The organism is Chryseobacterium sp., assembly GCF_045629545.1.
Lineage (GTDB): Bacteria > Bacteroidota > Bacteroidia > Flavobacteriales > Weeksellaceae > Chryseobacterium.
This window is the reverse complement of record NZ_JAZQRK010000052.1, coordinates 114,071-140,759: the sequence shown is the minus strand read 5'-3', so window position 1 is coordinate 140,759 and position 26,689 is coordinate 114,071. Positions and strand designations below refer to the sequence as shown.

Sequence of the window (26,689 nt, the reverse complement as noted above, 5' to 3'; positions counted from 1 at the left end):
ATGAAATTGTTTTCAAAATTATTAAATAAAAATATAGCATACCTTTTTAGTTGTGCTATATTTTTTATATTTACATCATGCGAAGAAGATCTTACAAAACGTTCTGGTCATGAAAACAAAAACTTCCCCTCACAAATCATCAATAATGCTCATATTGTACAAAGAGATTCTGGTAGGATAACACTCAAGGCTTTTGCGCCGATTATAGAGAAATATGAACTAATTGATAGTCCTTATGTAGTTGCTAGAAAAGGCATTGAAATTGAATTTTACGATAAAAAATACCCTAAAAATCCAGGTAAAATAAGCGCCAAGTATGCAAAAAACTATGAGTATAAAGATTTTTTTGAAGCAAAAGGCAATGTGAAGATTCTTACGAGTGATGGGAAAAGATTTGCCACACAAAGTGTTTATTGGGATAAAAACAAAAAACGTATTTATACACAAGATACTGTGTATGCTACTATGGAAGATGGCTCTACTCTAGTTCACGCAAAAGGAATGACGGCAAAGGACGATTTTTCTGAATATACTTTCTACAAAAATTCTGGCGATGTGGATATTAGCAAAGCAAAAATCGCAGAGTCTAAAAAATAAAATTTTGATCTCATGGTTTCTACAGCAATCGGAGTAATGTCCGGTACAAGTTTGGATGGTCTAGATATTTGCTATGCCCAATTTGAAGAAAAAGATTCAAAGTGGAAATTTAAAATAATTAAAGCAGATACAATTCCCTATTCTAATGCTTGGGAAAACAAACTTAGAAATGCAATCCATCTTTCTGCTGAAGAGTTATTAGAACTCCATTCTGACTATGGCTTTTTTTTAGGAGAGACCATAAAAAATTTTATCACTAAAAAATCTCTCCAAAAAATTGATCTAATCGCATCTCATGGACATACCGTTTTTCACCGACCTTCAAAAAAATTCACCCTGCAAATTGGTGATGGCAGAGCGATAAAAATTGTCAATCAAATTCCTGTCATCTACGATTTTAGATCTCAAGATGTTTTATTGGGAGGTAATGGAGCTCCTTTGGTACCGATAGGAGATCATCATTTATTTTCAGCATATGACGCTTGCATCAACTTAGGTGGTTTTTCTAATATTTCATTATTAAAAAATGGTGAAAGAATCGCTTTTGATATTTGTCCCGTTAATATTGTACTGAATCATTTTGCTTTACAATTGGGCAAAAAATATGACGAAAAAGGAAATATTGCCCAACAAGGAACCATTAACAATATTGTTTTAGAAAAATTAAATCAGTTACCCTTTTATCAAAAACTACATCCTAAATCCTTAGGAATTGAATGGTGTAACGCAGAAATATTTCCATTATTAAATAAACTTTCTTCTGAAGATGCCTTAGCAACTATCACAGAACATGCAGCGCTTCAGATTTCTAATATTTTCAATCAATTTCAGGTAAAAAAAGTCCTTTTCACAGGTGGAGGTTCCTATAATAACTTTTTAATAGAAAAAATTACAGCTAAAACTACTAGTGAAATCATTATTCCCGATTCTCTAACCATCGACTTCAAAGAAGCCCTTATATTTGCATTCATGGGTGTATTAAGACAGAACAACATCAATAACGTTTTATCCTCCACTACAGGCTCGAAATATGACCATTGCACTGGTGTAATTGCATAAAAAAACCTCCATTGCTGAAGGTTTGCATTTTATTTATAAAGTTCTATCTTATCAGTAAGATCATTGATAAAGTTTTTCAAAGGCTTTTCTACCATCATTTTGATAAATGGATTGAATTTCCCTTCGAAAAGCATTTGCACCTCAGTTTGAGTTTCGTTAAGCGCATTAAGAGTTGCCGTTAAAGAAAAGTCTAAATTAGAACTTGCAGAATTAAGGACTGCTTTCTCCTCGCTCACTTCTCCTATTTTTAGAGCAATCTCGGGCATTCCTTGAAGACCAAATTTGAATCCATCTTCGCGGCTTTCAAACTTCTGAAGACCATCCGGCATGAAATCTTTATAGTTTTCTGAAACCTTCAAAAGTTCCGAAAGTTCTTTAGCTGATTTATTCACGATTATTTTGCGTCCTTCTAGATTCATTTTTTTATTTTTGTAATTAAATTCTTACAAATGTATAAAGTTTTTGTGAACGAAAAAAAATTATTACTCTCTAAGGAGCCAGAAAACTTAGAAAAAACCTTAAAATATGATAGTTTCACGACTTTAGAAATCGCACTGGATCTTCTTCAAAATACGTCGGTGAAAGAACTCAATGTTTATGGGGAAAATTTGGACGAAATTTGGTCTGAGTTTAAAAAACTATTTAGAATTATTGAAGCGGCTGGCGGACTTGTTTACAAACCTAATGGCGACTTACTTTTCATTAAAAGGTTAGGGAAATGGGATCTTCCAAAAGGTAAAATGGAAATCGGTGAATCTCGTGAAGAATCTGCAATCAGAGAGATTGAAGAGGAGACCGGACTTCGTGATGTTGTTCTCGGACAGTTTATCAATACCACTTACCACATCTACATAGAAAGAAATGGAGATCGCGTATTGAAGTTCACGCATTGGTTTAAAATGGATTTTGACGGTGAAGATACTTCTAAACCTCAGATTGAAGAAGGAATAACGGAAGTTGCCTGGAAAAATACTTCACAGATTGAAAGTGAAGTATTTCCAAGTACATTTAAAAATATTCAGCTTATTATAACTGAATATTGGGAAAGCCAAACTAAATAAACTCGATTACTTTTTCCAAAGTAATTCCTCTTGATGCCTTTAACAATATATTTTCAGATAATATCTTGTTAGAGGTAAGATAGGAAACCAAATTATGGGTAGAATCAAAAGACTTTATCTCTGCATTTACATTTTTGAAATTTGGACCCACGGTAATTATTTCATCAAAACCTAATTCTGAAGCTAATTTTAAAATATTTCTATGCTCCTCATCACTTTCTATTCCCAATTCTAGCATGTCTCCGATGATAATGGTTTTAGAACCAATAAAAGATTTGAAATTCTGAAGCGATGCAGACATCGAACTAGGATTGGCATTATATGTGTCTACTACCAAAGTTTTGTCGCCCTTTTTCACAATTTGAGAACGCATATTGGTAGGTGTGTACGCTTCTAGAGCCGCTTTAATATCGGTTGTTTCAATTCCGAAATATTGACCAAAACTTGCAGCAGCACAAAGATTGGTAAAATTATAATCTCCTGTAAGTTGAGAAATCACCGTCCTATTATCTAATATAAATCCTACACAATGTTCGCGGGTGAGAATTTGATAATTGTAATCCGAATTGGATGTTCCAAATGTTATTTTTGGCGAATAACCATTCGTTTTCTCTACCTGAATAGGATCATTTTCATTAACCAAAATTGTTTGACCATTGGTTTGCAGATAACTGTACAATTCAGATTTCCCTTTGATCACACCTTCAAAACCTCCAAATCCCTCCAAATGCGCTTTACCAAAATTGGTGATATAGCCAAAATTAGGTTTTGCAATGGTACATAAAAATTCTATTTCTTTTTGATGATTAGCACCCATTTCTATAACAGCCATATTATGCTCGGGCTTAATGGACAATATCGTTAAAGGTACGCCTATATGATTATTAAGATTTCCAACCGTATATTGGACGTTGAATTTTTTGGATAACACAGCATGAATTAGCTCTTTGGTAGTAGTTTTACCATTACTACCAGTAAGACCAATAATAGGTATGCTGAGTTGAGCTCTATGATAAATAGCTAATTCTTGTAAAAAAACCAAAGTGGAAGGCACATAGAAAATATTTTTATCTATATTTTCAAATTTATTGTCTTCTACAATTACAGCCAAAGCGCCTGTTTCAATTGCTTTATCAGCAAATATTGCGGCATTATAGTTTTCACCGGAAAAGGCAAAAAACAAGTCTCCTGCTGTGATTTTTCTACTATCAATCGTTACTTTTTGAGCTTTCAAAAATAACGGATAAAACTGCTCTATATTCATACCTCAAAAATAAAAAAACCTCTCGAAAGATCGAGAGGTTTTTTATAAGTATTTTGAGAAATATTATCTTCTTGTTCTAGCTTTATCACTAACTCTAGCATCTTGAGCTACACGGAACCCGATCCAACCGTAGCCTGAATCTTCTCTTTTATATCTTCTTTGTCCTGGATCTAGCCAGTACGCAGAATCTTGCCAAGAACCACCTTTTACTACTCTAATATCATTAGAAATACCAGAAGTTCTTTCTTTTGTATCCTTTTGAAGGATTACTTTACCATTCGCATCTACAATAAATCTTTTTGCCGGAGCATTGTACATATTGTAAGAGTCTGCAGAGTCACTCGCATTTCTATAGTCTAATGAAGATTGCTTATCACCATCTTTGTAGTTTCTATAATCTGCTATAGTTTGTCTTTCAAACTGACCTGGAAGGTTTTTGTAAACCAATCTTCCATCAGCTAAAGTATCATATTTAATATTCCCTTCATCCACCATTTTATAAGTTCCGTCTCCGTTTCTTACAATAGCTTGAGGCATATTTCCTCTATAATAATTAAAATCTGAATAATCTTCGTCTATGATTGGTCTGTACACATCTGCAGTCCATTCTGCAACGTTCCCGAACATACCGTAAACACCGATATCATTAGATGGGAATTGTCTTACATCAGAAGTTTGTGCAGCACCATCGTTTTTCCAACCTGCAGGTCCAGAGTAATCACCACGTCCTTGTTTGAAGTTGGCAAGAATCATCCCTCTATCTTTACCCTTAGTACCTCTAAGTTTATCGATCTGTGGTTTTTTCTCTAGATAGTTGTTGTACTCTCTATTTTTCTCCATCCCAAGAGCTGCATACTCCCATTCTACTTCCGATGGAAGTCTGAACTTTGTTACCATAGCCGAGCTAGGAGAACGATTAGCAGCTAGTAATCTTTGGTTGGTAGTTTTCATACCCGATTTTTGCTGTAATCTTTGTTCGTTTATATATCCTTGCATTTCAGGATCATTCGATTTGAACTTATCCATATTAAATGCAGTCCCACCTTGATTATTAGATTCATTGATGTACAAATCTTTTGAGATGATACCTGCTTGCATTAATGCTTTTTCGTTCGCTCTATCAGTCAACCATTCACAGTATCTGTTAGCTTGAGACCAAGAAACCCCTACCACTGGATAATAATCAAAGTTCTGATCTCTGAAGTAAGTTTCGTTAAGATCATTTCTAGATAGTTTGTTATCCCACAATAAGGTGTCAGGCAATGCACCATTATAGATTTCTTTGAAACTAGGATCACTAGGAGGAAATACATACTTCAACCATGTAAGGTATTCGCGGTATTCGTAGTTAGTAATTTCTGTTTCTCCGATGAAGAATGAACTTACCTGCATTCTGCGAGGCGAGTTATTCCAATCATGCATAACATCATCTTTCACTAATCCCATTGTAAAAGTTCCACCTTCTACATATACCATTCCCGGCCACCCTTTCTGTTTTTGTTGCTTTCCTGCAAAAAACCAACCCTGTTTTTCGTTTGGTTTCCAACCTGTCTTGCTGACAAACTTTTTAGTACCTCCGCCTTTGTTGGTACCTGACCCACCACAACTGGTTAATGCAAGTGTAGAACTTAATGCTATTAATGAAAACAACTTTAGTTTTTTCATAGTCGATATAAATATTATTCAAAGTACAAAGAAAAAATAAATTATTCAATAAATCAAGTAAAGATTTGATTTTTTTGAAAAATGATAACAAATAAATTTTATTGTATCACGTGTTATTATAAAATAATCATTTATTTTGTAATTTAGAAAATTCAAAACTGAACATGAGACTAAAAACAGCAATAATCTTCTTATTCACTTCTGTATCAACTATATATGCGCAAAAAACACGTATAGAATGGGAAGGCTCGAAAATTGAAAATTTCGGAGAAAATAAAAAGACATTACCAAAATTTAGAAATGAAGGATTTTCTTACGCTCAAAACAATATATTTATTCAAAATAAACAACGAGTTGGAGACAAACATATAAAAATTTCAAACCTCGTTTGGGAAGCTGTATCAACAAAAGATTTGTATGAAATCAACCAAACCTTGTTACCCGACTACGAAATTGCCGACATCAATTATTACACTATTGAAGGAGAAAGATATGCAGACGTAAGTGTTGCCTTATTTAAACAAGAAAAAGGAAAAATACTGAGACTCTCTTCCTATGATCTCATAGAGACCACCTCACCAGCTAGCATTTTTGCAAAAAAAGCTGGTACTACTGGAAACCCGCTTTCTAGTGGTACTTTTTATAAAATAAAGGTTGATAAATCTGGGATTTTTAAAATTACTACTCAATTTTTGCGTGATAATGGGATTAATCCATCCAACTTTAATCCAAAGAATTTTAGAATTTATGGTAATGGAGGAATAATGCTTCCCGAACATAACCAAGATGTGAAGTATGATGCCCTTCAAGAGAATGCTATACAAGTTGTAGGTGAAGAAGACGGCATTTGGAATGACAACGACTATGCCCTCTTCTATGCACAAGGACCAAATGGATACAACCTTTATGATACCACTAATGGGAATGGATACAAAAGAAAAGATACCAGAATCGACCGTACCAATGGTGTTAAAAATATCTACGAAGATTTTTCATATTATTATATCACGGTAGATAAAGGAGCAGGGAAAAGAGTTCAAAATATAGACATTAATTTGCCCACTACTCCACTTATCACCCGATATGACGACTATCAGGTAATTAATAATGATCAAAAAAACTTATTAAAAGTAGGTAGAACTTGGGTAGAAGATCAACCTTTTTTAGCCGAAAAAACAATAACACTTACTACAAAATCACCTATTTCTACTTCAGATGTTATCAAGTATAGAACGCAAGTAATTGGTTATCTTGCGCAACAAAACTATGTAGACTTCAGTATCAATAATTTGAATCCTTCTGTAGGAGCAGTTCCTCCCAATGCTCCAGACTATGCTTATGATTACTTTCCTCTAAGGTACAATGGTAATATTTCTAATCTAAGCGGAAATCAAATTACTTTAAAATACAATCCGAATATTAGCACGAATCCTAATGGAGCATTTTACTTTGATTATTTAGAGGTTCAGTATAAAGAAGAGTTGAAATTTAATGGAACTCAAATGAATTTTAGAGATTTCTCTTTAGTTAGTGGTTCTAATATCAACTATGGATTTAGTGTTTCTAGTACAAGCAATTTAGAACAAATATGGGATGTAACAGATATTACCAATGCCAATAGAAGAGTAAATAAAGCTACTGGTAGTGGCGTATTTAATTTCGCATACACCGCTTCTGATCCCAATTTCAATAATGAGTTTGTGGCATTTCGAGCGGACTCGGCTTACAGTCCACAGTTTGTAGAGAGAGTAAACAATCAAAATATTTCGGCTTTACAAAATGTAGATTATTTGATAATTACAACTCCAGAGATGATGTCTCAGGCTCAGAGAATGGCCAATTACCATGAGACTAAAAATAATTATCATGTGGAGATTGTAGATTTAGCCAAAATCTACAATGAATTTGGTAGCGGGAGCAGAGATTTGACAGCTGTAAGAGATTTTATCTCTAAACTGAATATTAACCAGCGATTGAAATATGTTTTGATTTTGGGTGATGCATCATTCGATTATAAAAATAGAATTTCCAATAATACCAATGTTGTACCGGGCTACGAAAGTGAAGAATCTTCAGATTTTGTGAGTTCATTTGTCACAGATGATTATATTGTAATGACCAAACCACAAACAGCTTCACAACTTTCTAATAATCTTCCTGATGTACCAATAGGGAGAATTCCGGCGGCAAACCCCACAGAAGCAGCTAATATGATTGATAAAACTTTGGCATACTACAATTCGTTGGCAGGACAATCTACTCCTTTTGGGGAATGGAGAATGAAGCTAGACTTTGTGGCTGACGATGATAATGAGGGAGGAACTCCTTTTCATACTGTTCTGAATAATACTTTAGAGAGTAACTTCGAGGTGGCAGGCTCTAGTAATCTGAAGGAGTATAACGTGAGAAAATTGTATTTAGATTCCTTCCAATCTCAAAGTACGGCAGGTGGACAAAGATATTCTCAGGTAAACCAAGCGATATCTAATGATCTAGGAAATAGTCTTTATTTATTTTATTTCGGGCATGGAGGAATCAATGGTTGGGCACAAGAGAGAGTCTTTACTTTAACGGAAATTCAGGCGGCTCATAATTTTTCTAATGTTTATAGCAGATTTCCATTTGTATCAACAATTACGTGTGAGTTTACGCTTTGGGACGAACCCGCTACCTCATCAGCAGGTGAGCAATTGATGAAACTAAAACTAGGTGGTGCTGCTGCGATGATTACTTCTAGCCGTGCAGTAGCAGTAGACTACGGAATTTCCTTTACCAATAGATATACAACAGAAATGTTCAAAATGGTAAATGATGATTTCCTTACCGTAGGAGATGCACATCTCAATGCAAAGAAACTGACAGGTGCGAACTCCAATCATTTGAAAGTAAATGTATTGGGCGATCCAGCTATGAAACTAAGCAGACCCAAAAGGCTATTGGTGATAGATGATATAGAAACACCAGTACCAGGATTGATCCGTGGATTGGATTTTGTGAAAATAAAAGGTCACATCAATAATGCCAATGGTTCTACCAATACCACATTCAACGGACGAGTAGTTATAAATATTTTTGATAAAAAACTAAACAAATCTACGCTAAATAATGATGGACACCTTACTCCCATTTTAAATTATAAAGAAGAAGGAAGTGCCATTGTGAAAGCATCGGGTACCGCTGTGAATGGAGTCTTTACAGTAGAATTCTATGTTCCTAAGGACATCAATTATGCTGTAGGAGAAGGGAGATTGTTGGGATACGCAGATAATAAAGTGACAGATGTTTTCAATAATCAAGCTGTACAAGTAGGAGATCTAAATCCTAATGGACTAAATGATAATGAACCGCCAAAAGTAAAATTATATATGAACAATACCAATTTTGCTAACGGTGGTATTACCAACCAAAATCCTATGCTTTTGGCATGTCTTACAGATGACACTGGTATCAATTCTACAGGATCTGGCATTGGACATGATATTACGGTATATTTGGATGGTCAGGTAATTAATACCATTGTTCTCAATGATTTTTATGCTTCAGGTGAAGGAAATGGCTGTCTAAATCCTAGCTTAGCAGATTATCAAAAAGGTAATGTAACCTATCCTTTTAAAAATTTATCCATAGGGCAACATCAATTGTCATTTAAAGTTTGGGACATCAACAATAATTCCACGGTAGAAACGTTAAACTTTGAGGTAAAAGATGAGGCAGACCAACACTTGACGATTAATAGACCTCTAAACTGGCCCAATCCGTTTACCAATAAGACGTATATCCATTTTGAACATAATTGTGATGATATCCTCGATGTCAATGTGCAAATTTATACCATCACTGGAAAATTGGTAAGAACGCTATCTCAAGCTGTAGTTTCAGAGCCTTTCTTACAGGGATATAGAACTCCGAAACAAGCAATTGAATGGGATGCGAAAGATGATTTTGGGGATACAGTAGCAAAAGGTACTTATATTTTTAAGATATTTGCAAAAAGTCAAAATCAAGAAAAATGCAAAGGTAGTGCTACAGCTGTAGAAAAAATGGTACTTTTGAAGTAAAATAATAAGTAAACTTTACTATAGATAAAAAACTGATAATATATAAAAGACGATATATGAATTTAACTACTAAACTGTTTTTGGGAATTGGTTTAACGGCCAGCTTTTTGGGATATGCGCAAGACCTGAGTCTAGTAAGACCTGTGTTGACAGGTGCACCCTTCCTTAGAATTGCTCCCGATGCAAGGTCTGGAGGTATGGGAGATCAAGGGGTTGTAACTTCACCTGATGCTTATTCTCAATTCTGGAATGCGGCAAAATACCCATTCAGTAAGACAAGTTCTTCAGTGGGGTTGAACTATACTCCTTACATGGGGAAACTTACCAATGATGTATTCTTGTTGTATGGGGCTTTCCACAAATTTTTAGGACAAGATGAAAGAGCTACTATCTCTGCAAGTATTTATTACTTCAATATGGGTGAGGTAGACCTTACACAGCTAGTAGGTAACGATGTAACTTCTATGGGAACCTCAAAGCCAAACGAATTCTCTTTTGATGTTGCTTATGCAATGAAGTTTTCAGACTCATTCTCTATGGGGGTTACGGGTAGATATATACGTTCTGACTTAGCGGGTGGATTTAACACTGATACTACACTAAAGCCAGCGAGTTCTTTTGCACTAGATATTTCCTCTTATTACTCCTCTCCAAAGTTTTCTAGCTTTGGTGGATATGATGGTAAGGTAAACGCCGGTTTGGTAGTATCCAACTTGGGTCCAAAATTAGACTATACAGGTAACGAAGAATCTAGATCATATCTTCCAACAATGGCAAGATTAGGTTTGGGATATGATATGTTCTTAGATGATATGAACAGAGTAAGCCTTAGTGTAGAAGGTTCTAAAATATTAGTTCCAGGATCTGAACTAGTAGGTACAGACCCAAATACTAGACAGCCAATATACGCGATACCTAATGTTGGCGTGATGCAAGGTATTTCAAAATCTTTCAACAATACCAATTCTATTATGTATAGTGGTGGACTAGAATATTCTTACGATAATGCATTTGCCGTAAGAGGCGGTTATTTCCACGAAAGTGAAGAACAAGGTGCAAGACAGTTTGCAACTGCTGGTGTTGGGTTGAAATACAAATCGTTTGGACTAGATATTTCTTATCTTATTAATATGTCTAAAATAAATACCGCTTTGGATAACACCCTACGTTTCGGATTAACTTGGAATATTGGAGATGAGACTTCTAATATAGATAATTAATAAATCGTAACACATAATTTTTTCAAAAGTCTCATGTTTATGAGGCTTTTGTTGTTTTCAATATTTATTTTTGTTATATGAACTACTCTGCCGAACTCAAAAAATTTGTCACCAGTCAATATGTATATTCTTCTATAAGGATTACTCTAGCTACTGTGCTTCCATGTTTGGTGTTGGCTTATTTTGGCATACTAAAAGAGTATTTCCTTTTTCCTTTAGGTACCAGTTTTGCAGCACTTACAGATCAACCTGGCCCTTTCATTAGAAGGAGAAATTCTTTGATATTTGCTATTCTTTGTTTCATAGCCGTGGCAACCATTGCCAGTTTGGTAAAGGGTATTCTTATTTTGGTATTATTAGAAATAATTGTATTCGGAATGTTCTTTTCACTTATCGGGATCTATGGACAAAGGCTCGCTGCTGTAGGATCTCTCGCCTTGGTAGTTTTAGCCATCTTTATAGACGGGCATCTTTCTGGAAGTCACATTATTACTAGTCTACTCATTTTCGCCTCGGGGTGTATTTGGTTTTTAACGGTGTTTCTAGTGGTAACGACCATACAACCTTATAAATTATCCAGCCAAATGATTGGTGAAAATTATCTCCAGTTGGCAGAGTTTCTTAAAATTAAAGCTAATTTTTATCAAAAAAATCCAGATTTCGACAAGCTTCACACCCAGATTTTTGCCAAACAAGTTGCCATCAAAAACCTTCAAGAAGAAACCAGAGAAACCGTATTTAAAACAAGAATTATTGTAAAAGAATCTACAACACTCAGTAGATTATTGATGCTTACTTTCCTTAATTCTATGGATCTTCATGAAAAACTAATGACCTCTGAAAGCGATTATAAGAAGCTCCAAAACAGTTTTCTAGACGATACTATATTGGTAAAAATCCATGACTATCTTAATGTTTTAGCAGACGAGCTTACTAATATTGGGATTTCTCTGCAAAGTAGTACTAGAGCAAAACCTCTTCATAATTTGGGACTAAAATCTCAAGAACTTCATTCCGATTATTTCGACCTTAGAAACAAATCTTTAAGCGCAAACACCGTAGAGAATTTTATGATTCTAAAGCAAATTCTGCTACGTATCAAAGAAATCACCGAGGAAATTGAAGAAATATATAAAGTATTTGATCATAATGTAAAGATGGCAAAAAGTCTTTCTACAGGTTTAGATCTAAAAAAATTCGTGCCTAATCAGGAGAAAATCAACCGAAAAATCTTACTTGAAAATATTTCACTCAATTCTTCCCATTTCCGACACGCTCTAAGGATTACAATTGCTTTACTATTAGGATATTTGGTATCACTTCTACCCTTTTTAGTAATCGGACACACGTATTGGATACTCATTACCATTATTGCTATCCTAAAACCTGCCTACTCTATTACCAAAAAAAGAAATTGGCTGAGATTATACGGAACGGTTGCTGGCGCGATGATTGCCTATGCAATACTCTATTTTATACATGCTAATTCTGTATTATTAGCTTTATTGTTACTAAGCATGATTTTGTGTTTTAGTTTGCTTAAAGGAAGATATTTTTGGGCTGTTTTCTTTATGACGATTTATGTTTTTTTGAGTTTTAATTTTCTTAATCCCGGAAATATCAATATCATCTTTAAAGACCGAATTGCGGATACTGTTATTGCTGGCATCATTACTTTTCTAGTTTCCTATGCGGTACTTCCGGTTTGGGAACATACACAAAATTTAGATTTAATGAAAAAATCAGCAAAGAGTAATTTGACGTATTTCAATAGTGTGATGGCAAAATTTCAAACGGAGGATTTTGATATTTTAGATTATAAGGTGAATAGAAAGGATGCTATTATCTCACTTGCCAATTTATCTGATAATTTCCAACGAATGATTTCGGATCCAAAAAATCAACAGAAAAAATTGGAAGCCGTACATCAGTTTGTTGCAACTTCACACTTGATTACTGCGTACACGGCATCTCTTTCTCAATATCCGAGAAAAGATAAAAAATATGAGGAAATAGACGCAGAAAGCTGGAGCAAGAAAATAAGTTCGGAAATGATACAAACGTCAGCTTTGCTTAACGACGAAAAAATTCCCGACTCTCTAAAGAAAGAAAGCCGTTTGGAACCTGAAGAATCTACTTTGGAATATTTAATCGACCAAAGAAAAAAAGAATTGCTTTCGCAAGAATTTTATGATCGTAGAGATCCTAACAGAATTTCTCATGTTGCAGAACTAAAAAACATTCATGATGTTTTGGAGTTGATCTATGATGTCGCAAAGGAACAAAGAAAAGTAGTAGAAAAATACAAGACCGAAACTACTCTTCCACAATCGTAAAGCAATAATCGTCAAAAAACTTTACCCTTGCATTGAACTCGTCAGAGTAGGTTTCATCATACACTCTGCATCCAATTTTATCTAGATATTCTAGCTGAAATGGTTTTACTTCGTAGTTTTTCTTTAATGACCAATATTTGGAATGATGTATTTTGTACATACTTTCCTTTACACTCCAAATAATAGTGTAGAAAGTGCTTGCCAAATTTTCTGGGATAAAACCTCTTTCATTTTCGTAAGTAAATTTATCGATAAGCCTCAATATTTTCGGATTGAATTTTTCAACGTCAATTCCGATTTTATTTTTAGAGAGAGCCAGTGCTGCATACGGAAAAGAATGGGTGATAGAAATCTCAGCATCCATCGTATCTAGATATGGTTCTCTGTCTCTGTATAAAATTTTAGAATTGGGTTTTAGACTTTTCAAAAGTTTTCGAACCATCAAAACCTCTAGCATTTTCTTGGGATGATAGTCTTTTACTTTTTCTGCATTTTCGGGTTCTAGCAGCTCTTCGGCACGCAAATCATCGTCTTCATTGTATTTCCAAACTAGGATTGTTGCATTCTGATCGGAAAAATCTCGGTATAAGGGCATATTTGGTCAGCAAGATATTAGTTTGTAAATTTGCAAAAAAATATTCATATAGATGGAAGCTACCACACAATATGTTCCTTATAAAGTTAAGGATATCGCCCTTGCAGAATGGGGAAGAAAAGAAATTACTCTTGCTGAAGCAGAAATGCCAGGTCTAATGTCGATCCGTGAAGAATTCGGACCGTCTCAACCGCTAAAAGGAGCAAGAATTGCAGGTTGTCTTCACATGACAATTCAAACGGCTGTACTTATAGAAACTTTGGTAGCATTAGGAGCTGAGGTTACTTGGTCTTCTTGTAATATATTCTCTACTCAAGATCACGCTGCTGCTGCTATTGCCGCTGCAGGAATTCAGGTTTACGCATGGAAAGGTCTTAATGAAGTAGATTTCGATTGGTGTATTGAGCAAACTTTATTCTTCGGTGAAGACAAAAAACCATTAAACATGATTTTGGATGATGGTGGTGATCTTACGAACATGGTTTTCGATAGATACCCAGAATTAACAAAAGATATCAAAGGACTTTCTGAGGAAACTACTACTGGAGTTCACAGATTGTACGAAAGAATGAAAAACGGAACTTTGGTAATGCCTGCGATCAACGTTAACGATTCTGTTACTAAATCTAAATTCGATAACAAATACGGATGTAAAGAATCTGCAGTAGATGCTGTAAGAAGAGCTACAGACATTATGTTGGCGGGTAAAAGAGTGGTAGTTTGTGGTTACGGTGACGTAGGTAAAGGTACTGCTGCTTCTTTCAGAGGAGCTGGTTCTATCGTTACCGTTACAGAAATCGACCCAATTTGTGCATTGCAAGCTGCAATGGACGGATACGAGGTAAAAAGACTAGATACAGTAGTAGATAATGCAGATATCATCATCACCACAACTGGTAACTTCAATATCGTAAGAGGAGAACATTTCCTTAAAATGAAAGACAAGGCTATCGTTTGTAACATCGGTCACTTCGATAACGAAATCGATATGGCTTGGTTGAACGCAAACTATGGTGGTACAAAATCTGAAGTAAAACCTCAAGTTGACATCTATACAATTGAAGGTAAGGAAGTTATTATTCTTGCAGAAGGTCGATTGGTAAACTTAGGTTGTGCTACAGGTCACCCATCTTTCGTGATGAGTAACTCTTTCTCTAACCAAACTTTGGCTCAGATCGAATTGTGGACCAATTCTGCAGCGTACGGAAACGAAGTTTATATGTTACCAAAACATCTTGATGAGAAAGTAGCAGAACTTCACCTTAAAAAATTAAGTGTAGAGCTAGAAACACTTTCTCCAGAGCAAGCTCAATACATAGGAGTAGATGTAAAAGGTCCATTCAAACCGGAATACTACAGATATTAATTTGTAAAAATCTAAAGTCGGAAGACAATAGATGAATCAATATACCAATAACGCTTCAGAAAATTCTGAAGCGTTTTTTCATTCCCAAAAACTACAAAACCCATAAACTTTCAAACATTTTAAAAAAACATAATTCACTTCAATACATAAAAACTTCATCACTCATAAACTCTACAACACTCCCTCACTCAAGCACAATCAGCAGCTATTTCCCGCTATCCGCTTCTACTCCTCGCGCCTTCGCCCACCAACTCCAAAAACCCTCTTTTTCTAACGCCATGCTGTGGGGTAACCGCTTCTATCGGGGCTAAACAATGTAGACTAAAATTAAACACAAAATATATAAAAAAATAAGGAGTGTCGAACCCATTAGTAGCGACTTCGTGGATTTCATAGGTGCAGGTATGATTGGTTTTATAGTAGGCTTGGCTAGAGCCGAAATGCAACTGATCGAAAAAGGAAATTATTTCACCATTCTACTTTATGGTATGTTTGCCGTAGTATCGCAACAACAACCTGTGAGAGATCGCCTAGAAAACAGTAAAGTAACAGACATCTACTATGGGACTTATTGGTTTGCTACTCTATCGTCTATAGTACTATTAGCCATTGGGCTTTTCAATGCAACCATTTTACCAAGTGAAAAAGGGTTCTATGCATTTGCTTTCCTACTCGCACTTTTTGGTGCTATTTCAGTGCAAAAAAATACTCTAGACTATATGATTCAAGATTAATGAAAAATATTCGGCGCTTCCAAAACGGAGCGCTTTTTTTATTTTATAAACCTCTTGAAATTAATAGTATATTTACTAAAATCAGATAGTTAGGAAATACTTTTACGTTTTATTCTTCACTTTTTTATTTTCATCAGCATTTGCACAATCCGAATTTATTACCGTTTGGAAACCGGAATTAGCCAACAAGTAAGATTTCCAGGAAGAGGCACCAATTTCAACGTAAATTGGATAGAAATAGGATATCCTCAGCATAATGGTACACTAACCAATGTTACCTCAGATAAAGAATTCACCATTTTATTTGGAACGCCACAGAATCCTATTCCTGCCAATGCAACCTACCGTGTGAGTATTACCAATGGCAATGGTGTTTTCAGACAAGTTCGATTTTTCGACAACACGCTTACACCTATCTATTCTAACCCCGATAGCGGAAAAATTATCAATATCTAACAGTGGGGCAACATCCAATGGACTACGATGGAAGATTCTTTTGTCTTTTGCCAAAATATGAATATTACCGCAACAGATAGTCCGAATCTAACTCAAGTGACGAGTTTCCGACAAATGTTTTATCTCTGCTCTTCTTTGGTAGGAAACCCTAGTTTTGGAAATTGGAATACCTCATCCGTTACCACAACCTATTATATGTTTGGTGTTGCATCACAATTTAATCAACCTATTGGCAGTTGGAATGTATCCAATGTAACCGATATGGATTTTATGTTTGATGAAGCCCATACTTTCAACCAATCTTTGGCAGAATGGAATACCAGTAAAGTAACAACTATGGAACATATGTTTCATGCGGCAACTTCTTTTAATAGCGATATTGGAAATTGGGATGTTTCTAAAGTGACCAATATGAAAGAAATGTTTTTGTGGACTCCGCAATTCAATCAGAATTTAGGAAATTGGAATTTAACTTCTTTAGTAAATGCAGAGAATATGCTGTCAGACTCAGGGCTCAATTGCCAAAACTACGATAGCACTTTGTATGGTTGGAAAAACAACAGTCACACTCCCAATTCTATAAACTTTGGTACAGCAGCACCACAAGTCTATACTCATCCCGCAGCTGTAGCAGCAAGAAATTCGCTGATGAATACAAAAGGTTGGACGATAACTGGAGATACACACAACCCAAATTGAAATTCTATTTTATCGACTAAAGAAAATAACATTTCACATCAAATAAAAATCTACCCTAACCCTGTAAATGATATTATATTTATAAAGAATGGAGAAGATATCAAAAGTTTCCAAATTGTAGATGCAACTGGAAGAATCGTTTTAAAGGAGACACTTGAAAAAAACTTTATAAATATCCAACAGCTTGTATCTGGTCAGTATATTTTGCAAATAATAAAATCCAACGGAACTGAAACTTTTAAATTTATAAAAAAGTAAAAGCGTTTTTGTCTAAATAAAATTCTACACAACATTTATCATTTTAATAAAAAACACAGCATTTGTCATTTCGACGACAGGTGAAATCTTTAAGTAGAAAACGGATTTTTTACCCCGCTGCGCTACAATCGAAATGACACTGGGAAATATATCTATAAATAATTCGAGATTTTACTACCACTATTTACAGTTGGCTTCCTCATTTAGCTTATTTGTAAATCTTACAGTTTATATTTACACATTCCTTCGTAAAAAATTATTGTCATTTAAAATTTCCCTTTATTACGTCTTAAGTGATTTTGGTAATAGAAAATTATTTTCACTAATGTATATAAAATTTTATAACAGCTTAAAATATAACTTTAATATAAATTGAATTAAATTGCAAGGAATCTTTTTATCCACAATTTTCTACAGAAACCACATCCATTAATTGTACTTTTGTAGCCATGCTGAAAATACTATACAACTTTAAAAATTACACATACATCCTATCGATGTGGTTGGTTTTATTTTCATTAACGCCTTGTACAATTAAGGAAGTATTTTTTCATGCAGTAGATTTGGATTATGCTAAACCTTTAAACAAATCTAAGACTTCTACAAATAGCTGCTCGTATTCGAAAATAGAAAACAGACAAACTTCAGGTACAAAGAAATCGAAAATTCTTAGTCGAATTACACCTTTTTCTTTTTCTACAAATCTGAATTTTGCGCTCTGTTCTTCTAAAACTTTTAAAGATTATTCTAGAATATCTTTAGGCAATAGCCCACCAAAATATATTTTATATAAACGTTTAAAAATTGATATTGCCTAACGGTTCTCTCGAATTATTTATCACTTCTCGTTTAATAAAAATATAAAAACAATGAAACAATATATTGACAGTGCAGATGGCAAAGCTGGGCTTTACACGCTTGCCTTACGATGGGTAATCGGCTGGACTTATTTTTCTGCATTCTGGAGGCGTCTCATCTTAGAAAATAAACTTATCCCCGAAGAAGCAGGCTATATAGGCGAAAAATTCAATCATTTTCTGCCCAATGCTTTGGGTATTAAACCCATTATTGAATATCTGGTTACTCATCCTGATGATTTGCATACTTCTATGGTTATTTTTACAATAATAGAAGCTATTGTAGGCTTATTTATCATTCTTGGTTTGTTTACCCGATTCATGAGCATGGGCATATTTTTTCTAGCTATGGGAATTCTTTTAGGATCTGGTTGGCTAGGAACCACTTGTTTGGACGAATGGCAAATCGGGGTACTAGGAGTAGCGACCGGATTTGTACTCTATCTTACAGGAAGCAGTACCTATTCTTTAGATTATTTAATCATGAAAAAATACCCAAATTTTGCTCACAAAAAGTGGTTTTCTATCTTAGGTTCTGGTGAACTTCCAATTAAAAATTTTGCTCCAAAGGTACTTATCATGTCCATCCTGATTTTTGGGCTTACATTATTCACCAACCAATACTTTCATGGTGGTGTTTTCGGGACCCTTCATAACAAATCTGTGAAACCCAAAGTGGAAATTTCAAATATTAAATATGAAAATTCAATGCTTATTTTTCGACTTTTTAGGGTAGAAGGAGCGGATGTTTATGGTTCTTTTTTAATTGGAATTGAGATTTTAGATGAAAATAATAAAGTCGTAAAATCTATTAATCAGGAGGAGTTATCTCGTTATCCAAAAGAAAAAATAAATAATCATTATGTGACACAAATAAAGTCTGGAAAACATAGTCTAATCATACCGCTTGGTGCAAAAGCCGATTTTACTATTGATCTGAATGGTATTTCCCTTAAAAAAGATTATACATTGAAACTTACTGACATCAGTGGAATTGAATGGTCTGCTAAAATAAAATAACGAATTTATATCTTCTCACCATAAGCTGTCGTAATTATTTGCGACAGTTTATTTTTATTTGTATACATATCCTATACCTCAACCATTAAAGTAAAATCAATTCCTTTAAACAAAAAAAAAGCATCAGAAAATTCTGAAGCTTTTTCAAGTTAACATTATTAATATCTTATAAATCGTACTGATTTGGGTGTTTCATTTTGATATCGTCTACCGTTCCTAGAACTTTATTTTTCAAGCCTTCTTGGTAAACATCTAGTTTTTCTGACACCTTATCGTCTGCACTTCCTATTATTTTTGCTGCTAAAATTCCTGCATTTAAAGCTCCATTCAGAGCCATTGTAGCCACAGGAATTCCTCCAGGCATTTGAAGAATAGACAATACAGAATCCCATCCATCTATAGAATTGCTAGACAAAATAGGAACACCAACTACTGGCAAAGTGGTACAACTTGCCACCATTCCTGGAAGATGAGCCGCGCCTCCTGCTCCTGCTATAATCACTTTTATACCTCTTTGTTTTGCCGTCTTTGCATAATCGAACATTCTTTCTGGCGTTCTATGTGCTGAAACCACCGTTAACTCATAGGGAATTTCCAAAGATTTCAAAAATTGGGCTGCTTGCTCCATAATCGGTAAGTCGCTTTGACTTCCCATAATAATTCCTACCATCTTACTTTATATTAGATTTCAAAGATAAAAATTATAAATCCTTGCTGCAAAACCTCATCACAAAAAAAAGGCTGAAATCCTAAAGTTCCAGCCCATTTTATTTATCTAAAATTAGAATCTATTAAAAGAAACCTAATTTGTTTTTGTTGTAAGAAATCAACATATTTTTTGTTTGACGATAGTGGTCTAACATCATTTTGTGATTTTCTCTACCGATACCAGATAATTTATATCCTCCGAAAGGGGCACCTGCTGGATAAGAGTGATATTGGTTTACCCAAACTCTACCTGCTTGTATGCTACGAGGTACTGTGTATAATTGGTGTGCATCTCTTGTCCAAACACCCGCACCCAATCCGTAGATAGTATCATTAGCAATAGCAATACCTTCAGCTTCATCCTTAAATGTAGTGAACGCTAGTACTGGACCAAAAATTTCTTCTTGGAATACTCTCATTTTATTGTTCCCTTTAAGGATTGTTGGCTGGATGTAGTATCCTTCTTCTAAACCTTCACCTACTTGGTTTACATCTCCACCTACTAGCACTTCTGCACCTTCTTGTTTACCCAATTGGATATAAGACATAATTTTGTCTTTCTGAATTTTAGAAGCTTGAGCTCCCATCATTACAGTTTTATCTAAAGGATTTCCTACTTTAATAGCTTTCACTCTTTCCACTACTTTTGCAATAAATGCATCAGCAATATCTTCTTGTACTAATAATCTTGAAGGACAAGTACAAATTTCACCATTATTCAATGCGAATAATACTGCACCCTCTACTGCCTTATCCAAAAATGCATCATCAGCATCCATTACAGAACTAAAGAATACATTTGGAGACTTTCCTCCTAATTCTAGAGTTACAGGAATTATATTTTCCGTGGCATATTGCATTACCAAACGTCCTGTAGCTGTAGAACCTGTGAAAGCTGCTTTTGCAACTTTAGGGTTCGCTACTAGTGATCTACCTAGTTCTGCGCCAAATCCATTGACAATATTTACGACTCCAGCTGGAAGAATATCTTGGATAATTTCCATTAATAATAAAATAGAGATAGGAGTGCTTTCAGCTGGTTTTAAAACCACACAGTTACCAGCAGCTAATGCAGGAGCCAATTTCCAAACAGCCATTAGTATTGGAAAATTCCATGGGATAATCTGTGCAATTACACCCAATGGTTCGTGTACAATAAGGGAGACTGTATCTTTATCTAGCTCACTAAGAGAACCTTCTTCTGCTCGAATTACAGAGGCAAAATATCTGAAGTGATCTATCGCCAAAGGGATATCGGCTGCTAATGTCTCTCTAACTGCTTTACCATTATCAATAGTTTCTACAGTAGCTAAATATTCTAAATTTTCTTCTAATCTATTGGCAATTTTATTTAAAAGATTACTTCTTTCCGTAGAAGATGTATCTTTCCATGTTTGAAAAGCCTTTTCTGCAGCATCAACAGCTAAATCCAAATCCTCTTTTGAAGAATGAGCAGCTTGTGTGAAAACTTTCCCATCGATTGGAGAAACAACATCAAAATAATTACCATTAACGGGAGCCAAAAATTGTCCATTAATAAAGTTATTATATTGGCTCTTAAATTTTGGCCATGCTATAATTGAATCTGTTTTTTTTTCTGAAATTGAACTCATAATAATGTAATATTTTTCTTACTGACAATTTACGAATATAATCCTTTATAAAAAATCTATACATTAATAGATAGGTGCAAAATTAACCTCAATTTATGAATTTTATAATTTATTTAACAAATATTCGTATTGTTAATTACACCATTGCATTTATATTTTAATATATAAATACAATTGAATACCCTAAAAAAAAGGAGAGAAAAGCTTATTTATTTAACTGAAGAAATCTTTTATATATAAATTTTGTTAAAATATAATAAGAATATGAAGTTTTAAATTTTATTTAATACATACATATTCTCTTATTAATAACAATAATTAAAAGTATATCTTATTAATTATTTATTTTAATACAATAAACAGCAACAAACTGATAAAATTTATTATTTTTGTATTCTTAACAATTCTTAAATAGTATAATATGAAGAAATTTTTTACTTCTTTAATTCTTCTTTTTTGTCTGGTAAATATTGGTTTTACTCCGCTTTTACGAGCGCAAGCCTCGCCATTACCCTACTCTCAAGATTTTGATACAGGAAATGATTTTACCTTCCTCAACGCTACATTGATTAATAAGTGGAATTATGGAAGTGCTACAGGAAATGGAGGGAGTTCCATCTATATTTCTAATGACAACGGTGTAACAAATAATTATACTATTGCTAGTAATGCAGGTGTGGTTCACGCATTCAAAGAGTTTACAATACCTGCCGGTACAACAGCATCAGATCTAGCTATATTAAAATTTGACTGGAAAGCTGGTGGAGAAAGCATATATGATTACCTACGAGTATGGTTGGTACCTGGGAATTATACACCTGCAAATGCACTAATTACCACCGGAGCAGGAAGAATACAAGTTGGTGGTAATCTAAACCTACAAGGTGCTACTTGGCAAACTTATATTGATACTTCGGTTAACTTATCTTCTTTTGCTGGTACCACAATGAAACTTATTTTTGAATGGAGAAATGACGCTAGTGGCGGAGTGATGCCAGGTGGTGCAATAGATAATATAAACTTTCAAATTCCTACATGTAAAATGCCTACTAACCCTACGGTTACTCCAGCATCTATTACAACTACGGGAGCAACGCTTACTTGGGGAGCAATAACCCCAACTCCAGCTATCGGATATGAATACTATATTTCAACTGATCCTAACCCACCTACACCCACAACAACACCAACGGGGCTTACTACAACCAACTCTGTTACATTGAATAACCTAATCCCAAATACTACTTATTATTATTGGGTACGTGCAAAATGTAGTGCCACAGATTCTAGTATTTGGATAGCGGCTCCAAATACCTTTTTGACTAACCAAATTCCTGCAACAATTCCTTACTCGCAAGATTTTGAAACTATCAATGATTTTGGTTTTATCGGTGTAACGCAAGCTAACAAGTGGGCATACGGTAATGCAACGGGTAATGGTGGAAATTCTATTTATATCTCGGAGGATTTTGGAACTACCAATACGTATAACATTACTTCTGCAAGTATAGTTCATGCTTTTAGAGAATTCATTATTCCTTCTACAGTGACAGCTACTACTCCAGCATTATTAACCTTCAACTGGAAATCCGAAGGGCAGACTACACTAGACTTTATGAAAGTATGGTTGGTACCTGCTACATTCACTCCTACACCGGGTACAGCTATTACTGCAGTACCAAACAGCAGAATACAAATTGGAACATTCTTTAATTTAAAAAGCACATGGCAATTCTATACGAATGCTGCAGTAAATCTTGCGCCTTATGCAGGAACAAATGCACGTCTCGTTTTTGAATGGGTAAATAATGCTACTACAGGTACAGCACCTGCGGCTGCGGTAGACAATGTAAATCTGGAAATCCCAACTTGCAAAATTCCAACTGCAATGTCTGTAAATCCAATTGCAGCGACAACAGCAACATTAACTTGGACAGCACCATCCCCTGCACCACCTAGCGGTTATCAGTACTTCTTATCTACAAGTTCTGTTCCTCCAACGTCTAGCACAGCCCCTACAGGATCGGTGACTGGTACTTCTAGTCCTCTTACTGGTCTTACACCTAATACAACGTATTATTGGTGGATACGTTCTGTTTGTAGTACTACAAATTCCACTATTTGGGTATACGGAACTACTTTTACAACGACGCAAATCCCCGCAACATTACCTTATTCTCAAAATTTCAATACCATTAATGATTTTGGATTTACCACTGGCACCCAAATTAACAAATGGGCTTATGGTAACGCAACAGGTAATGCTGGAAATTCTATTTATATTTCTAATGATGGTGGTCTCACTAATAATTATAATATCACCACTACAAGTGTTGTACATGCTTATAGAGATATCGCAGTACCTGCTGGTACTAATGCAGCAAGTCCTGCTATACTAAGCTTCGATTGGAAATCAGAGGGGCAAACAACTTTAGATTATATGAGAGTTTGGCTAGTTCCTGCATCTTACACTCCTACTGCAGGTACTAATATTACTACAGCAGCTAACAGCAGAATTCAGATAGGTACTTACTTTAATCAAAATGATACGTGGCAAAACTACCTCAACACTGCCGTGAATCTTACACCTTATGCAGGTACAACAATGCGTTTGGTGTTCGAATGGGTAAATAATGCTTCTACAGGTACTCAACCACCAGCAGCTATTGACAACGTAAACTTACAAATACCGACTTGTAAAGTACCTACCAACCTAGCCGTTGGAACTATTACTGCCAATAATGCAATACTTAATTGGACGGCACCTTCACCAGCACCAGCCAATGGATATCAATACTATATTTCTACAACTGCAGTACCTCCTACAACTACGGCTACTGGCAGTACCACCGCTACTACTGTAACTCCAGCGGGATTGATCCCTAATACAACTTATTACTGGTGGGTACGTGCAATCTGTAGCACATCAAACTCTAGTATCTGGGTACCAGGACCTACATTTATGACGACTCAAATACCTGCTAATATTCCATATGTACAACCATTTAACACCAATGATTTTGGCTTTACCACTGGTACTCAAACTAATAAATGGGCGTTTGGAGCAGCTACAGGAAACACAGGGAATTCTATTTACATCTCCAACGATAATGGCGTAACTAATGCTTATACCATCTCTTCTTTATCAGTAGTACAAGCATATAGAGATATTGCAATCCCTGTAGGTGCTACAAGTGCTTCACTTACTTTTGATTGGAAGGCACAAGGAGAATCTTGTTGTGATTACCTGCGAGTTTGGCTAGTACCAGCTACTTTTACCCCAGTAGCAGGAACTCAGATTGCAGCGGCAACTGGGAGACAACAACTGGGAGGTAATATGAATGTACAAGCAACATGGCAAACATATAGCAACCTAAATCTTAACCTTGCTCCCTTTGCAGGGACTACAATGCGTTTGGTATTCGAATGGAGAAATGATGGAAGTGTAGGTACTGCTCCTTCAGCTGCAATAGACAACATTAATTTGTTGGTTTGTAATAACGCAACACCTACTGTAACGGTAACTAATGTTACTCATGATTCTGCTCTAGTAACATGGAACCAAGATCAAAATGGTGCTACTTACATCGTTAATTATAGACCATTAGGAACAACAGTTTGGTCTACCGTAAACGTTGCAGCGATGCCATTTGGCACAGCAACCAATTCAACTACACTTACAGGTCTTATCCCGTTTACACAATACGAAGTAGAAGTAGCAGCTGTTTGTAAAAATTCAGTGGGTATATATTCTCACAACGAGTTTACAACACGTTGCGACCCTACACCTCCGAATATTGTGATTAGCAATATAACTACCAATTCTGCAGTAGTAACTTGGGGACCTCTTGCAGGTAATGCTTCTTACTATATGGAATATAGAGAAGTTGGATCTGCTACATGGATACCAATTGCTCCAACCCCTCAACCTCCATTAAATACAATAACCCTTACTGGCTTGGGTTCTTATAAAACATATGAAGTAAGAATTGCTAATAAATGTAATGGTGAAACTACTCAAAATCCATGGTCGAATCCTCAAGTATTTACAACCATTAGAACCTGTGATATTGCGCCTCCAGGGCTTACCATTAATCAGCTTACACCAACATCAGCAGAAGTAACTTGGGAAGTTTATACAGGTACAGATGCTACTAATAACTACGTTCTAAGATATAGAAAAGTTGGCATCCCGAGTTGGACTACCATTCCAGTTGCTACCAATACCTACACCATCACTGGATTACTGGAATTGACAAAATACGAAATGCAAGTAGCTAATATCTGTAGTGGTAATCCAGGAGATTTCACTCCATTATACTATTTTATTACTCCAACCATTACGTATTGCCAAATGGCTTCTGCAGACTCTGCCTCAGAGTTTATCTCTAAAGTTACTGTAGAACCAACAGGTCAACCAATTATGACAAATACTTCATTAGGTTCTAATTATACCGACTATACAAGTATTGTTGCCAGCTTTGTACATGCAGTACAAGGAAGCACAGGTAATAAAATTACAATTGACAAAACAGTTACAGGTACAGAAGGTACAGGTGTAGCAGTTTGGATAGATTTCAATAGAAATGGATATTTTGATCTAGACGAAAGAATTTTGGCAGACGGACCCAACATGAAAACTAGTGTCACAGGTACGTTCTCTATTCCTTCTACAGCTTATGTAAGTAACACAGACTTCCAATATCTGGTAATGAGAGTTGCTTTGATGAAAGGAGGAATCCCTGTAAATTGTATGAATTTTGACAATGGTGAGGTAGAAGACTATACGGTAAGAATAGCTAAACAACCAGTAGCTAATATTATCGATACTACTGAAATCATTATCTACCCTAACCCTGTAAAATCTGTACTAAATATAAAAAATATTAGTAAAAAAGCTAATTATAAAATTTACGCTGCATCAGGACAAGTTGTCTCTACAGGACTTATTGTCAATAATAAAATTGATGTTAGCAGATTGATCAACGGAGTTTACGTGATCGACATCGAAGATGAAAAAGGAACCGCTCAGAAGAAATTCATAAAAGAGTAAATCTTATTTCAAATCTTAATAATGAAAGCTGTATCGTAATAGATACAGCTTTTTTTTGCCTAATTCTAAC

General features: G+C 35.1%; 20 protein-coding genes. 14 read left to right on the top strand and 6 right to left on the bottom strand.

Translation table 11 applies throughout. The features are described 5' to 3' along the window. On the top strand, window positions 1-597 hold the full coding sequence (gene lptC, locus ACKI42_RS12935; protein ID WP_407405998.1) for an LPS export ABC transporter periplasmic protein LptC: 597 nt from the start codon (window positions 1-3) through the stop codon (window positions 595-597). Window positions 598-609: 12 nt separating this feature from the next. Continuing rightward, window positions 610-1,656, top strand: coding sequence for an anhydro-N-acetylmuramic acid kinase (locus ACKI42_RS12930; RefSeq protein ID WP_407405997.1), 1,047 nt, complete (start codon window positions 610-612; stop codon window positions 1,654-1,656). Between the two features lie 29 nt (window positions 1,657-1,685). Here ACKI42_RS12930 and ACKI42_RS12925 read toward each other — a convergent pair whose 3' ends face one another. Further along, complete coding sequence (locus ACKI42_RS12925; RefSeq protein WP_407405996.1) at window positions 1,686-2,075, bottom strand: SRPBCC family protein; 390 nt, start codon at window positions 2,073-2,075, stop codon at window positions 1,686-1,688. A 30-nt stretch (window positions 2,076-2,105) separates the two neighbouring features. Between ACKI42_RS12925 and ACKI42_RS12920 the strand changes: the two genes are divergently transcribed. Next, entirely contained in the window at window positions 2,106-2,717 is a 612-nt protein-coding gene (locus ACKI42_RS12920) for an NUDIX hydrolase (RefSeq protein ID WP_407405995.1), read from the top strand. Here the strand turns inward: ACKI42_RS12920 and murF are convergent. Together murF and gldJ are read right to left on the bottom strand one after the other, a co-directional pair. Next, on the bottom strand, window positions 2,710-3,981 hold the full coding sequence (murF, locus tag ACKI42_RS12915; protein WP_407405994.1) for a UDP-N-acetylmuramoyl-tripeptide--D-alanyl-D-alanine ligase: 1,272 nt from the start codon (window positions 3,979-3,981) through the stop codon (window positions 2,710-2,712). The two genes, ACKI42_RS12920 and murF, sit on opposite strands and share 8 nt — an antisense overlap. A 63-nt stretch (window positions 3,982-4,044) precedes the next feature. Beyond that, on the bottom strand, window positions 4,045-5,646 hold the full coding sequence (gene gldJ / locus ACKI42_RS12910; RefSeq protein WP_407405993.1) for a gliding motility lipoprotein GldJ: 1,602 nt from the start codon (window positions 5,644-5,646) through the stop codon (window positions 4,045-4,047). Window positions 5,647-5,810: 164 nt separating this feature from the next. On the opposite strand from gldJ, the gene porU reads away from it, so the two are divergent. From porU to ACKI42_RS12895, 3 genes are all read left to right on the top strand, one after another. After that, window positions 5,811-9,704 carry a type IX secretion system sortase PorU gene (porU, locus tag ACKI42_RS12905; protein WP_407405992.1) on the top strand — a complete coding sequence of 1,298 codons (3,894 nt, stop codon included), beginning with the start codon at window positions 5,811-5,813 and terminating at the stop codon, window positions 9,702-9,704. Between the two features lie 56 nt (window positions 9,705-9,760). Further along, a complete protein-coding gene (gene porV, locus ACKI42_RS12900) occupies window positions 9,761-10,924 on the top strand; it encodes a type IX secretion system outer membrane channel protein PorV (protein WP_407405991.1) in 1,164 nt (387 codons plus the stop codon). 77 nt (window positions 10,925-11,001) lie between these two features. After that, the gene (locus ACKI42_RS12895) at window positions 11,002-13,260 is read left to right on the top strand and encodes an FUSC family membrane protein (protein WP_407405990.1); all 2,259 of its coding nucleotides are present in this window, start codon (window positions 11,002-11,004) and stop codon (window positions 13,258-13,260) included. Here ACKI42_RS12895 and ACKI42_RS12890 read toward each other — a convergent pair. Next, complete coding sequence (locus ACKI42_RS12890; protein ID WP_407405989.1) at window positions 13,241-13,855, bottom strand: 4'-phosphopantetheinyl transferase superfamily protein; 615 nt, start codon at window positions 13,853-13,855, stop codon at window positions 13,241-13,243. The genes ACKI42_RS12895 and ACKI42_RS12890 overlap by 20 nt on opposite strands. A 52-nt stretch (window positions 13,856-13,907) precedes the next feature. On the opposite strand from ACKI42_RS12890, the gene ahcY reads away from it, so the two are divergent. From ahcY to ACKI42_RS12855, 7 genes are all read left to right on the top strand, one after another. Next, entirely contained in the window at window positions 13,908-15,221 is a 1,314-nt protein-coding gene (gene ahcY, locus ACKI42_RS12885) for an adenosylhomocysteinase (RefSeq protein WP_407405988.1), read from the top strand. A 383-nt stretch (window positions 15,222-15,604) separates the two neighbouring features. Next, window positions 15,605-15,955, top strand: coding sequence for an inner membrane protein YiaA (yiaA, locus tag ACKI42_RS12880; protein ID WP_407405987.1), 351 nt, complete (start codon window positions 15,605-15,607; stop codon window positions 15,953-15,955). A 165-nt stretch (window positions 15,956-16,120) separates the two neighbouring features. After that, entirely contained in the window at window positions 16,121-16,411 is a 291-nt protein-coding gene (locus ACKI42_RS12875; protein WP_407405986.1) for a hypothetical protein, read from the top strand. Between the two features lie 27 nt (window positions 16,412-16,438). Continuing rightward, window positions 16,439-17,110, top strand: a complete 672-nt coding sequence (locus ACKI42_RS12870; protein ID WP_407405985.1) for a BspA family leucine-rich repeat surface protein — start codon at window positions 16,439-16,441, stop codon at window positions 17,108-17,110. Between the two features lie 6 nt (window positions 17,111-17,116). Then, complete coding sequence (locus ACKI42_RS12865; protein WP_407406028.1) at window positions 17,117-17,368, top strand: T9SS type A sorting domain-containing protein; 252 nt, start codon at window positions 17,117-17,119, stop codon at window positions 17,366-17,368. Between the two features lie 449 nt (window positions 17,369-17,817). After that, window positions 17,818-18,186 carry a hypothetical protein gene (locus tag ACKI42_RS12860; protein ID WP_407405984.1) on the top strand — a complete coding sequence of 123 codons (369 nt, stop codon included), beginning with the start codon at window positions 17,818-17,820 and terminating at the stop codon, window positions 18,184-18,186. A 51-nt stretch (window positions 18,187-18,237) separates the two neighbouring features. After that, window positions 18,238-19,245 (top strand): TQO small subunit DoxD, encoded by a 1,008-nt coding sequence (locus tag ACKI42_RS12855; protein ID WP_407405983.1) that lies wholly within the window; start codon window positions 18,238-18,240, stop codon window positions 19,243-19,245. A 166-nt stretch (window positions 19,246-19,411) separates the two neighbouring features. Here the strand turns inward: ACKI42_RS12855 and purE are convergent, their stop codons facing one another. After that, complete coding sequence (gene purE, locus ACKI42_RS12850; RefSeq protein WP_407405982.1) at window positions 19,412-19,915, bottom strand: 5-(carboxyamino)imidazole ribonucleotide mutase; 504 nt, start codon at window positions 19,913-19,915, stop codon at window positions 19,412-19,414. A gap of 121 nt (window positions 19,916-20,036) precedes the next feature. Beyond that, window positions 20,037-21,566: an aldehyde dehydrogenase family protein gene (locus ACKI42_RS12845; protein ID WP_407405981.1), complete on the bottom strand. Its 1,530-nt coding sequence runs from the start codon at window positions 21,564-21,566 to the stop codon at window positions 20,037-20,039. Window positions 21,567-21,987: 421 nt separating this feature from the next. Here ACKI42_RS12845 and ACKI42_RS12840 point away from each other — a divergent pair, with 421 nt between their 5' ends. Beyond that, entirely contained in the window at window positions 21,988-26,619 is a 4,632-nt protein-coding gene (locus ACKI42_RS12840; protein ID WP_407405980.1) for a fibronectin type III domain-containing protein, read from the top strand. Window positions 26,620-26,689 lie beyond the last annotated feature (70 nt).